This window comes from Zobellia nedashkovskayae (genome assembly GCF_015330125.1).
GTDB classification, from domain to species: Bacteria; Bacteroidota; Bacteroidia; order Flavobacteriales; family Flavobacteriaceae; genus Zobellia; species Zobellia nedashkovskayae.
The window spans coordinates 3,430,257-3,444,490 of sequence record NZ_JADDXR010000002.1; the positions used below are offsets into that span (position 1 = coordinate 3,430,257).

Genomic DNA, 14,234 nt, shown 5'->3' on the forward strand with positions numbered 1-14,234 from the left:
TGTTATTAGATTATATTTGTTAATTGTGTGAGAACACATTTATTAAGAAAATGCCAAACAATATTTGATATGAAAAATAATTACATAACAAGTTTTTTAATTACTTGTTTAACAGTCTTTTTTATAGGTAGTTTCCGAATGGAGGCACAATTGCCAGATGAATTTGTTAAGGTAGATTTAACAACAGGTTTGGCCAACGCTACAAGTTTCACTTTTACGCCTGATGGACGGGTCTTTATATTAGATCGTTTTGGTGAAATTTTAATTTATAAGCCTGATACACAAATTACTGTTTCAGGTGGTGTGCTCCCTGTTTTTCATGAATTAGAAGATGGTTTGGTAGGAATAGCGGTAGATCCTAATTTTGAAACAAATAGTAAAATTTATTTGCATTATGCCCCGTTGGATTTTATTGGGAACAGAGTTTCTAGATTTAGTGTGGTTGGAGACGCTGTAGATTTTTCTTCTGAAGAAATAATTATTCAATGGTCAACTAGTAGAACTGCTGAGTTTCACTCTGGAGGTGATATGGATTTTGATTCTCAGGGAAATTTATTTATAGCTACTGGAGATAACACCACGTATGGTCCAAGACCGTATGCGCCTATTGATGAAGAAGTATCAGATATGAGTGCTGAGAAAGCATCCTCGAATACAAATGATTTAAGAGGGAAAATACTACGAATTAAACCTGGGGCAGGTAGTAGTTATACCATACCTTCAGGAAACTTATTTGCTACCGCTGCACAGGGAAGACCTGAGATATATGTAATGGGTGCTCGAAACCCTTATCGAATCCATGTGGACGAAACAAATGATTGGTTGTATTGGGGTGAAGTTGGTCCTGATGCAAATGACGATAGCGTTCTTGGTCCAAAGGGATTAGATGAAATTAATTTAACAAAGGCCCCTGGCAATTATGGATGGCCTTATTTTTCAGGAGCTGATAATGATATTGACGAGCGCTATGCTTATCAAATTGATTATGCTGATACGCCATACTATAATGATCCAGCAGCTCCGGTAAATATCTCTAAATGGAATACAGGGGCGACAAATTTACCACCTGCTCAAGAAGCATGGATTGAAAAATTTCATAAATGTTACTTGGCTGGTTTTCGATATAGATATGATTCTGAATTATTGGATGAACAAAGGTTGCCAATTGAGTTTGACGGTCTCTTTTTTTACTACGATTTTAATACTAGTCAAATATGGGCAGTTGAAATGAATGCTAACGGAGACATTGTTTCAGAAGAACAATTAAAACAATCTGTTTTTCCGGGTAGTGGTGGTGGAGGTAGTGGTTATATTGATATGGAAGTAGGCCCAGATGGTAAGTTGTATATCTTGGCTTATGGAGCTGGTTGTTGTCCTGATGATGTGGGTACAGGTAGGCTTATTAGAGTAGATTATACAGGAATTACTTCAAATTCACCTCCTTCTGTAGTAATGGAGGCTGATGTTACCAACGGTCCACTGGATTTAACGGTTAGTTTTACAGGAGAAAACACTACTGATCCAAATGGAGATACCCCATTGACTTTTGCTTGGGATATTGATGTGGATGGAACTGTGGATTATACTACTGAAAATATTACGCATACCTATACAACAGCAGGTACTTATACGGCGCAGTTAAAAGTAACTGACCCAGAGGGAGCGGTTGGTGCAAAAACTATTACTATATATGCAGGAAATTCTACAGCAAATTTTAATTTTTCTTCGCCGGTAGATGGTGGAATTTTTGGTTGGAATGATGACTTTACACTAAACCTAACCGGAAATGATCCTGAAGAAGGAGATATAGACTGTGCGGATATAAATGTTATTCCCTCTCTTGGGCATTTGAATCATTTTCATGATGATAATACAATAGATGCCTGCAGTACGAATCTTACTTTAGACGATGGAGGGCATGACATAGACGGCGAAATGGATATTTATTTTGTCTTGAACGCGAACTACACAGATACAGGAGGTTTAATTTCAAGAGATCAGATTATACTTCATCCAAAAAGAAAAGAAGCTGAGTTTTATGATACTCAAAGTGGAACGACAATTATAGATAACAGTTATGACCTAGAGGGAGCAGCGGAAGCATTGCAGGTAGATAATAATGGTTATATTTCTTTTTCAGGCCGAAATCTGCAAAACATTACAGGAGTAAAATATTTGGTAGCTTCTGGTAACTCAGGTGGTACTATTGAGCTGCGAGTAGGTAGTGTAACAGGTTCTTTAGTTGCAACTACGGCCATACCTGCAACAGGAGGGAGTGATCAATGGTTGACCGTTGAAACATCTATAACTGCACCTAGTGGAAAGAACGATTTATATTTTGTCTTTAAGAATGCTGCGGCACAACAAGATATTTTTAGGTTAAACTATGTTGAATTTATAGGAGATGGTGTTTCGGTAGATAATTCTGCACCTTTTGTAAAAACAGTACAACCTGATGGTAATTCTTCAGTAGCTGTATCGTTTTCAGAATATGTAAACCAAACTACAGCAGAAAATTTATCTAATTATTCTATTGATAATGGAGTAAGTATTTCATCAGCAATATTACAACCAGATAATAGAACGGTCGTTTTAACAACCTCCGCACTATCATCTGGCACTAGCTATAATATTAATGTTGCTAATGTTCAGAATATTAGTAATATATCAATGGTAAGTGAAAGCTTATCGTTTATGGTGTTTGAAGAATTTCGTATGAATGTTGGAGGAGGTGAGATAACCTTTGAAGGAAAAACGTTTTTAGCTGATGATTACTTCACAGGTGGTGATACATTTTCTAAGAATGTCGATATAGCAGGAACCACAAATGATGCAATTTACCAAAGTGAACGTTTTGGTGCTAATTCAGGTGGTTATGGGTATGATATACCTGTGGGTGTAGCTGGGGAGTATGATATTCGCTTGCATTTTGCTGAAATATTTTTTAGCGTAGCTGAGGACCAATTGGACAAAGGCATTGGAACTAGAATATTTAATGTGATAATCGAAGGAGAGCAAGTATTGACCAACTTTGATATTCTAAGTGAAACTGATCCGGCAACTGCCCTAGTAAAAGAATTTGATAATATTTCTATTACGGATGGTTTTGCAAGTATTTATATAAATGGAGTAGAGCAAAGTGCCAAAATAAACGCTCTTGAAATTCTATCACCCGATACATTTGAGGGAGGTACGCCAACTGATGCTAATATTACGATACTATCACCTTCTAATGGATGGGATGTTAATCAACCTTTTGAAGTAGCTTTTAGAGTAGATAATTGGGTAATTAATGAAGATGATACCCATATCCATTATTTTATTGATGATAATTTAATAGATAAATATTACGGTTATGACCCAATCCCAATAGATGGTTTGTCTGACGGTGAACATACCATAAAAATAGAATTGTATAATGCTGATCATACAGGCACAGGTATTTATGATGAAGTAATTGTGAATGTTACTGGATTGGTAACATGTAATGAGACACCATTTCCAGAATCTTGGGTAGTTCATGAATTTACACCTAACCCGTATACCGTGGTATATACTTTTGCTGATGATGATTTAGATGGCGATGGTCTTAAAGATATTGTTACCGGTGGTTGGTGGTACAAAAATTCAGGGTCTGCTTCAGGTGATTGGGTGAAAAACGAAATAGGGAGTGATTTTAATAATGTTGCCCATGTTTATGATTTTGACGGAGATGGAGATATGGACTTGCTGGGTACAACAGGAGCGTATACAGGGTTACAGCTAATATGGGCTCAAAATGATGGTAGTGGTAATTTTACGGTATATGAAAATATCCCAGAAGGTGATTCCGATTTTGAAGAGCCTTTCTTAGCAGGTTTAGCAGGTGGTGTTTTTGATAATACCAACACATATAGAATGGCAATTAACTGGAATGGAGCTGAAGATACAGGTTCTCCTATGCAAATGTTAACCCCATCTAATAATATTACCACTGAGATATGGAGTTTAGTTGATGTTAGTTTTGACTCATCGGGAGAAGATATTCAAGCTGCAGATATTGATCGGGATGGAGATTTAGATCTTTTTCAAGGTGTTAATTGGTTACGTAACAATGGAGATTTAAATTTTGAGATGTTTGATACAGGCATATTTGATTTATACCCAACTACCGCTGATCGCGCTCAACTAGCAGATTTTGATCGAGATGGCGATTTGGATGCCGTAGTAGGACAATTAAGTATTGGGAATATTGGTAATGGAACAGGACCCGCTACAGAGTTTGCTTGGTTTGAAGCTCCTTCCGACCCTACACAATTATGGACAAAAAGAACTCTTGATAATGATGTTAACGGAAGCTTAAGTGTCTTTGCAATAGATATAGATTTTGATGGAGATCAAGATATTGTAGTAGGTGAATGGAGAGGGGATAAGCGCTTAATAGCCTTTGAAAATGACCTTTGTGGTTCTGGTGAATTCAAAAAAGTAATATTGGACGATGGAGCTTTAGGGTATGAACACCATGATGGTGCTAGAGTTGTTGATATAGATAGTGATGGTGATTTGGATGTTGTCTCAAATGGCTGGTTAAATGATAAGGTTTTAAGAATCTATGAAAATACGACTCCACTTTTACTTGATAATAGACCTATTGCTAATGCAGGTTCAGATAAGATAATCTCCACTACTGAGGTAACCTTAATAGGTTCTGGTAGCGATCCAGATGGTGGAGAAATAGTTTCTTACCAATGGACTCAAGAGAGTGGCCCAAATACAGCTACTTTAATAGGAGATCCAACCACAGAATTGATAGCAAGTAATCTTATTGATGGTTTATATGTTTTTCGCTTAACAGTTACAGATGAAGAGGGAGATAGAGGTTTTGATGACGTTTCGGTAACGAAATCAAGTACATCTACGGTTACACGAATTAATAGTGGTGGTCAAAACTTCATATATGACGGTACGAGTTGGGCAGCAGATCAACACTCCAATGGAGGAACTACGTTAACAAATGCTATTGAGATTGCTAATACAGAAAACGATATTCTTTACCAAACAGAACGTTATAGAACAACAGGAAGCTTAATTTATGAGATTCCGGTTGCGAACGGTGAGCATAGCGTTAACCTACATTTCGCAGAGATATACTATGGCGTACCTGGAGATGGTTCCTCAGGTGGAGCAGGTTCTAGGGTTTTCAACATTGATGTTGAAGGGCAGGAACAAAAAGAGAACTACGATATTTTTGTAGAAGCAGGTGGAGCAGCAACTGCTATTATTGAAACTTTTAGCGGAATTAATGTAGCTGATGGAAGTTTGACTATAACATTAAGTCCTGTTACTGAATTTCCTAAAATTTCTGGTATTGAAATTATTGAACCGGTGGTTGAGGGAGCTCCAATAGTGGATGCAGGTGAGGATAAAATGTTAACATTACCAGCTAATAGCGTTGTGCTTTCTGGATCAGGTTCTGATTCCGATGGAGGCGTTGTTACATTTTTATGGACACAGGAAAGTGGCCCTGATACAGCTACAATAAGCAATGAAAATACAAATGAATTGTCAGTTAGTGACCTGGATGCTGGAGTATACATATTTTTACTTATAGTTACGGATGATGAAGGAGAATCGGTTTCTGATGATGTAACCGTAACCGTAGTACCTGCAAATGGTTTACTTGCAGTCGCAGAAGCAGCACCTGCAGTAGGAAGTGCTCCTCTTGAGGTAACCTTTACCGGGAGTAATTCAATAGGGGATATTGAAACCTATTTCTGGGATTTTGATAATGGTAATACTTCAGAAGATGCGGATAGTGCTAGTACATTCTTGGAAAATGGTACTTACGAGGTAGTGCTTACTGTAAGCAATGTAGGAGGAGAAACACATTCGGACAGCGTAACTATTACTGTTTCAGAAACGGTTGAAGGTGATAAAATGGGCTTTATTTTAGAAAAGAACCCTATAAGAGAAGGTGTAGCTACTATCCGAATTTTAAATCAGCCTGAGGATTTCATGATGTTGGGCATTAACTTACATGATCAGCAAGGGCGATTAATCAGCGGAATAAGGGCGGAAGATGTGATTGTTGTAGATACAGATACGTATCAAGTTCCTGTTCACCTTTTGCAAGACGGTATATACTTTCTGAACATAGCCAATAATAAAGGTAAACCTGTTACGATGAAGTTTTTAATACAGAAGTAATAGTTAGATAATATATTACAGAACTAAAAAATGCCGCTGATTCAGCGGCATTTTTTTATGTGTTTAATTAACTTAGGTACTAGATATTATTTTTAGTAAAATGTTTGAATGGTATTGTTGATTAAAGGAAGAAGTTGCTCTATCATTTTTTTAGAAAGGGTGAGTTTTTTTAAAGCATTGAGCTGAGCCATGTTATGCACATCAGATGCAATAAAATCTATCAAACCATTCTCTAAAAGCTCTACCGCTACTTTTGGCACTTCTTTTCCGTAGTACTCACTAAGGGATAAAAGATTCATTTGAAAAAGGATACCATTGTCTTTGTACTCCTGATATCTTTTCTTTCTATGATGTAAAAATCCATATCTCTCTGGATGTGCTAGTATAGGAAAAAAACGTTTTGAAGCCGTTTTAATAATGGCTTCTTCAAAGTTTATTGGCGGTTGTAAATAAGACATTTCTACCAATAAATAATCTTTCTTTAAGGGCATGATGCCCTCATTTTCTAGTAAAGACTCAAAATTATCATCAATCATATGTTCCGCGGAAGCTTCTAATGATATATCTTTTAAGCCATTTTGCAACAGTGCGTTTTTTAACTCTGTTAGCGAAGATTCAATTGTTTCTCTGGTATTAGGATAGTAGTTAGACATGATATGTGGAGTGGCAATAAAATGCTTGACCCCAAATTCAGAAAAAGACCTTATAAGAGCAATAGATTCATCTACAGTCTTAGCCCCATCATCTATGCCTGGTAATATATGATTATGTATGTCGATAAATCCATCTAGATAATCGACCAGAAATTTTTTCTTATTGAAAAATTGAAACATTTAAAGTGGTTTCGTTAATAACTCAAGAAGTATAACGGTTAATACCGATATTTATGATGTTTTATTTTATACAATACAAAGATAAGTCAGAACAACTATAAACAAAACCATTCTATATAACTTTCATTTAGGCTATAAATAAGAAAACGGAGTTATGACACTTTTGTCATAACTCCGTTTGTACAAAGTTCAATGGTCCGCTAAAAATTTACGGATATCTTTCCTCTTAGGTAAAATGGAATACCCGGGGTAAAGTGAATTTCTTCAACTGATTCAGCTTCATTAAATAATCTACTTTCAGTAGCAAATTGGGTTTCATTCCATTCTGTATCAAACAGATTTTCAATAATAACACCCAATGTCCAGTTCTTGATGGAATAATTCAGGTTCAAATCGGTTACAAAATAACCTTCGGCTACAATAGAATTATCTTCATTTGCAGGTCGGTTTTTGACATATTTATAATTAATTCCTCCAGAAAAATTCTTAACATCAATAAAAGAAAGTCCAGCTGAAGAAGTTAAGTCCGGTGCAAGGGGAATAAAGTCTTCTCCGTCAGCTTCTTCAGTACTTCTGGCATAAGTATAATTAATATCTCCGTTAGCATAAAGCCAATCGGTTAATTGATAACGTAGGCCAAAATCAACACCTAATCTTTTGGTTTTTCCGCTTGGCTCTACTATACCTGCATCTCCAACATAAACAAATTCTTGGTCTAGGAACAGCGTCCATAAGGCGGCGTTGATAACCAATTTATCCATAGGTTTAAAAATAGCTCCTAAATCTCCTCCATACGCCAAGGGTAGAATTTCCTTTCCGTTATTTGCTGTTACAACTCTAGTATCGTTTGAATGGTAGCCAATCCCAGATTTCGCAAAAAGTTGTAAGTTAGGGGTAGGGGCGTAGATGATATTAAGTTTTGGTCCAAGAAAAAGCTTGTTCTCACTTTTACTATCATAAGTTTCGGTTAGTTTGTTTACATAGTCGAACTTAAAATAATCTAATCTCAGGCCTGTATTTAATGTCCATTTATTTTTCTTATAAGTAACATCAAAGAAGCCGTAAGCATTTAGCTCATCAACGTCGCCATAGGCAAGACGCTCTAGTAAAGTTTGACGATTTTTGGTGCGAGATAATTGAACGTCATTTACATCATCATATCTAAACCCTATTCCAGATTCATATTTTAACTGAGAATCATGATTGCCAGTATGAATAGAATGCTCATAACTAGTCTCGGCACCTATTATAGTACGGTCTTCAAATTGTCTAATTTGGTCGCCATTTATAGGGTCTTCCAAGAAAAATGTGAAATTTGAAAATAATTCAAAATCATATTTGGTTAAATAGGCTTTAGATTTTACTCTTGAATGCTCATCTAGTTGTTTGGTATGGTTTAAAAGTATGTTACTTCTGCTTGTATTTCCTCCTTCGGTATCATCAATTGCTCCAAACCTGCCAATCAGGCCTGCATCAATTGTGCGCTGAGGAACTTGACCGGAAGCATCCCATTTACTCTGAAAGTGCGAAAGCGTAACACTCAAATCTTGGTCTTCACGATTATTGAATGTGTAGCGACCCATAATATTAATCCGATTGAAATTTTGGGAAGACTCAAAAGGACCATCGGTCAGTACCAATTCAGAAGCAACATAAGCATTGTTAAAGTCACTCTCAGCAACTTTAAACATTCCTACTGTACGTAAAGTATTGAATTGACCGATTTCCGCTGAAATCAAATTTTCGTCAAGTTTTCGCTTAGTTTTTAAATCAATATATCCTGCGGTATTAAAATTACCCTTGTTAGCGTAATATGGTCCTTTTCCAAAATCAATATTATCAATCGTCTCCGGAATGATAAAGTGCATATCTGAATATCCTTGCCCGTGAGCATGAGAAACCATATTTACAGGTAGGCCATCTACGTTAATGGCTAGGTCTGTACCGTGATCAATATCAAATCCTCTTAAGAAAATCTGCTCTGCTTTTCCTCCTCCAGCATGCTGACCGATAATCAAACCTGGAACCTTCCGTAAAATTTCTTGTGAAGATTTTACCGGGTTCGCCTTAACATCAACATTAACAAAGTTACTTAATGCATTCACTTTTGAGACAAGTACAACCTGGTCCAAAGACACTGCGGACTGAATAAGAGTAACATTTACCTTACCATCTAAAAGGTTTTCCGTTATTGTAATTTGATGGTTTTTATAACCTAAACTATAAAAATAGATGACATCCCCAATTGAGATATCATCAAGTTCAAAATAACCTGACACATTTGTATACGTATATCCGCCTGTGGTTTTATTATAGACGCCAACTCCTTCAAGAGCTATTTGGTCTGCGTTTGTTACAGTACCACTTAAATCATGGGCATTGACGCCAATGTAAAAAGTTAATAGTACTATAATTGTAATATATTTTTTCATCGTATAAAGATTGATAGTATTAAGGGCACAAGCATGTTACCCCATAAAGGAACATATGCAAAGCCTTGATACTAAGTCGTTAATTTTTAAAAAAAGTAGGGATTGAATCCTATATGTAAGTGGGGAGGACTACTTGCCGCGGTGGCTCTTCCAAGATGGTAGAATGGCCTAATTTAAGGCTGTTTTCTATGGATTTAAAATTTTGTGAATGTCTAACAGGCAGTATAACGCTTTGGCCCCAATAATCTGTGGTTATATGTTTATCAAACTTAAAATCAGCAAGCAGCGTATCTTTTGATGATTCATTAGTGTTGGAAGCTTCAAAAATGGAATCAATGATTTTAATCAATTTGTGTTCGTGGTTATTTGCTTCGGTAACATGCTCGTGGTCATAATGCGTATTTTCATTATCTGAAAAAGAGTCATGACCAAGAACGGTATCAGGCATCTCTAAGGCGTGTGAAACTACATGAAATGCAGTGCCTATTTGTTGATGTAAAGGATTGAGAACATAGCATAGAGCTATTACCAAAGCTATATATTTTATAAGCTCTGGTCTGGTAAAAGCACCGGAATGTTCTTTTTTGCGTTGCATACAATTCTACTTACGTAAACAGGGTACAAAAGGTTTTACTCTTCTAAAAGAGATTTTAATGTTTCTTCTATATAATTTGAATATTCTGCAATAGTAGGCATTTCAAATATCTTATTTAATGGGAAATTATATTCTATTTCTTCGTTAATACGTGCAGTAACACGGATGGCGGCCAGTGAATGGCCTCCTAAATTAATAAAATCATCATGAATTCCAACTTTATTCAATTGCAGAACCTCTGCCCAGATTTTCTCCAAGAGTTCATCAATTTCATTTCTTGGAGCAGTGTACGAGGTATTCATAGCCAATTGAACTATAGAAATATTTTTCAGTCCATTTTTGTCTATTTTTCCATTTTGGGTAAGGGGCATTTCATCTACATGTTTATAAATTGCAGGTAGCATATAGGCAGGTAATTTCTTTGCTAAGAAATTTTGAATCTCTTTTATTGCTATATCTTGTTTCCCGGTATAATAGGCAACCAATTTCGAGTTGTTTTCCCATTGAGTTTGTGATGATTTATATCCTATTTCCTCCATTATTCGCAACACTTCTTTCTCATCTATAACTTCGTTGATTTCCTCTAGACTTTCATCTCTTGTTTTATGACCTAATCTCACATCCCAACTATAAGGGAAAGAATAGTTACTATACCCTAAATCTTTTTTATGCACATAAATACCAACTTGGTTAATCAAACAATTTGTTGATCTTCCTGTGTCCGTTGGGCGTATCCAACCGGCTTTATCTTTTAAATAAATTAGCATTTCTTCCAAGCTAACATCACTGAATCTATAAAAATCTACAAATTCTACTTTTTCAAAAACACTTTCGTCTTCAAATATAGATACATCTAGGAGTCGTTTTACAGCATCGGACTCTTGGTGATACAGTTTTCTCGCCTCTAGAATAGTATCATCTATTTTAGTAGTATCTAGGTCTTCATCCCAAAAAAGTTCTTCGGTAAGTCTGGTTTCAAAAAATTGTCCGCGACTAAGACCGGTAACAATAAACGGAATTTTCTTTTCAAGTGCTATTTTGGTGCTAAGCGTATAAATAGTCTTAAAACAACCATTACATACATTGTGGTGTTGGTTTAAGCTATCCACAAATATTTCATTCATATGTGGGGTTTGGCCATATACATGATCTACACCTAGTTTCTTGACTATACGGTCTACGTTTGCTTTGGCCTGCTCCGATATATAACCGTTATCCATTGTAAAAGCCAATACTTTTAAACCCATGTTAACTAATCTAGCTAGTACATAAGTACTGTCCTTACCACCACTTAAAAGTGAAATACAATCATAATTAGGGCTTGCCTCTCTTTTTGATGACAATAAGGAGACTAATTGTGCGTCATTCTTAAAATAGCGTTCGGTTTTGTCTTTGTATGTTTCAAAAGCCGTGCAAAGATGACATACACCATTTTCATCAAAATCGGTATTTGGATAGTTAGAAGGTAGGCCGCATTTGGTACAGTTTACCACTTTATCTTCTGGAGTTGTTTTTTTACTTTCCACTAATACAACAGCGCAATTCTCTATATCAGGAAATTCGGTTAGGTTACTTTCTATATCCGATAGTTCTATACGATATCCTCTAAGTTTTACTTGCTCATCTGAACGGCCCAGATATTCATAACTCCCGTTTTTATTAATTCTAACCAAATCTCCCGTACGGTACATTTTTTTACCAGAAACAAATGGATTTTCAATAAACTTTTCGGCAGTTAAAGAGGTGTCGTTGGCGTAGCCATCCGAAAGTCCTAAGCCACTTAAATAAAGTTCACCTACAACACCTTTTGGAACTCTATTTTTATATTCATCTAAAATATAAGCAGACATATTAGAAATAGGCAACCCAATGGGTACTGTAGCATTCGTATGCGTACTTTGATCGTATTCTGCTACAATACATCCCACTGTAGCTTCCGTAGGTCCATATTCATTATATATCTTAAGTTCGGCAGGGAATGCCTCTTTTATAGTTTTTGCCAGATTAGATTTTAGTTCTTCACCGCCTACAATCATGGTATGGATATATGAAGCACTTAGTTCTTTCTCTTTAAAAAGTGCTAAATGAGAGGGCGTCAATTTTATGCAGTTAACAAAATTATCATCTAAAACTTTCAATAAACTAATATCAGGTCCAGTTACCGATTCTTTATAAATATTAATTCTTCCACCACTTACAAATGGCAAGAATGTAGAGGTAATGGTAAGGTCAAAACCTATGGATGTAAATAAAGGAAAAATCGATTTTTCATTAGTGTGATATGCATTCTTTGCCCAAAAAATATAATTAGAAAGTGCTTGTTGTGAAATAAGGACACCTTTTGGTTTTCCTGTACTTCCCGAGGTATACAGTATATACGCCAAACTTTCAGGGGTAGGCTGTATCTGTAAATTAGTAGAAGGCTGTCCGTCTATAATTGAACTCTCCTTTTTAACATCCAGAATACCAATATCCGGAATATCAATCTTTGAAATAAGGTAGCTCTGACTAAGTAAAAGAACACTCTTTGAATTGGAGATAATATATTTTACACGTTCCGTAGGTTGGTCGGAAGCAATTGGAATAAAGGCAGCACCAGTTTTAAGAACAGCGAGTACACTAATTATATAATCGGAACTTCTGTTGAAATGAAGCGCAATTCTACTTTTTTCATTAATGCCCTTAGTTTTTAGATAGTGGGCTAGTTGGTTCGCTTTTTTGTTTAGTGAGTTGTAGGTAAGAATTTCATTTACAAAATGTAACGCTACAGAATTGGGAAAACTATTTGTATTTTCTTCAAAACTTTGAATTATTGGTTTGAATGGAGTAGATAATTCTTCAACAGGCAGTGCGTCCCCAGGAGCTGTGTCTAGCAATCCTGGCTTTCGTATTGATTGTTCAAAATTTTCTAAAAAAGCATCTAAAAGGTTTAGAAAATGAACAGGGATTTCTTCTGCTGTAGTATCGCAAAAAGTATTGCAATTTATATCGAAGGCTATTTTGAACTCACCACTTTTATTCATGTCATATACATGGGTACGGAGGGCGTGACTACTGTCTATATGGTCAGAATGGAGCCAATCTGTTTTAGTAGGGAGGCCATTAAAATCTGGAAAATCAGCGTGTATAAAGTTCAAAACGGTATTAAAGCTATTATTTGTTTGAGCTGTAGCACTCCCAGGACGTGCGTTTCTTAAATAATTATTGGTCTCTATTTTAATACGGTTAAACAGACTTATGAAAGTGTCTTTATCTTCAAGATCAATGACTAATGGAAGTACTTCTATAAAAAGTCCAGCAGTTTTTTGAAATTCTCTGGTAGTCCTATTATGCGCCGGCGCACCAATGGCTATCGTTTCTTGACCACTTATCCTGTGGATATAGGTGGAATATAACGTGAGAAATATGTTGAAAAGGGTTAAATCTTCCGTCCATCCTTTAAATTCCTTACGGTTGGCTAATTCACGGAGTTGTTGTGAACGCTGTGTACCGAGGTCTAAAGTGATTCGTCTTGCCGCGGTGCTATTGTCAATCTTTTCTCCGTATAGCTGAGGTTTTTCTACGAGATTTTTTGTCTTTTCTTCCCAATACTTATTACTATCGTTATTGGTACTGGTAGTACTTTGTTCATGTTCAAATTTGATGTAATCTAAAAACGAAGGGAAACTTTCTATGGTTGCCCCATTACTAGTTATTTCGGTTGTATATAAAGAACTCATACGCCGGTAGAGAATGGAATTAGATACTGCGTCTGTTACCAGATGATGCAATTTTAAAAACCAGACATAATTGTTTGGTCCTGTTTTTATTAAAACGGTATCAAACACTCGTTTGGAAATGTCCATGAGCTGCAAGGTGCGTTCATATAACCATTTGTCAATAGTTGTATTATTTTGATGATGAGTGAGGTCTATAAATTCTAATGAAAAATCTACTTCACTGCGAACAGTCTGATTTGGAATTCCTTTTTCTTCGGAAAAAATCATTCGAAGTATATCCGTTGTTTTAAGTAACTGTTGAAATGCTTTCTCAAATGTTACCTTATCTATAGCGCCAGTAATCTCAAAAGTATAAACCACATTATGAAGGGGAACATTGGGATGCATTTTTTGACCTGCCCACAGAGCAGATTGACTTTTTGTAAGTGCTAAAAATGTATCTTTTTGTTCGTTCATCATAATTGTACTT

5 protein-coding genes are annotated in these 14,234 nt (G+C 36.0%); 1 reads left to right on the top strand and 4 read right to left on the bottom strand.

Features of this window, described 5'->3' with window-relative positions; genetic code table 11:
- The first annotated feature begins 69 nt into the window (after nt 1-69).
- Nucleotides 70-6,186, top strand: coding sequence for a malectin domain-containing carbohydrate-binding protein (locus IWB64_RS14065; protein WP_194534596.1), 6,117 nt, complete (start codon nt 70-72; stop codon nt 6,184-6,186).
- Between the two features lie 92 nt (nt 6,187-6,278).
- Here IWB64_RS14065 and IWB64_RS14070 read toward each other — a convergent pair whose 3' ends face one another.
- The 4 genes from IWB64_RS14070 to IWB64_RS14085 form a co-directional block, all read right to left on the bottom strand.
- Nucleotides 6,279-7,019: a tyrosine-protein phosphatase gene (locus IWB64_RS14070; RefSeq protein ID WP_194534597.1), complete on the bottom strand. Its 741-nt coding sequence runs from the start codon at nt 7,017-7,019 to the stop codon at nt 6,279-6,281.
- A gap of 200 nt (nt 7,020-7,219) precedes the next feature.
- Nucleotides 7,220-9,451: a TonB-dependent receptor gene (locus tag IWB64_RS14075; protein ID WP_194534598.1), complete on the bottom strand. Its 2,232-nt coding sequence runs from the start codon at nt 9,449-9,451 to the stop codon at nt 7,220-7,222.
- A gap of 109 nt (nt 9,452-9,560) precedes the next feature.
- Nucleotides 9,561-10,046, bottom strand: a complete 486-nt coding sequence (locus IWB64_RS14080; RefSeq protein ID WP_194534599.1) for a hypothetical protein — start codon at nt 10,044-10,046, stop codon at nt 9,561-9,563.
- Nucleotides 10,047-10,081: 35 nt separating this feature from the next.
- Nucleotides 10,082-14,224: a non-ribosomal peptide synthetase gene (locus IWB64_RS14085; RefSeq protein WP_194534600.1), complete on the bottom strand. Its 4,143-nt coding sequence runs from the start codon at nt 14,222-14,224 to the stop codon at nt 10,082-10,084.
- Between the last annotated feature and the right edge of the window lie 10 nt (nt 14,225-14,234).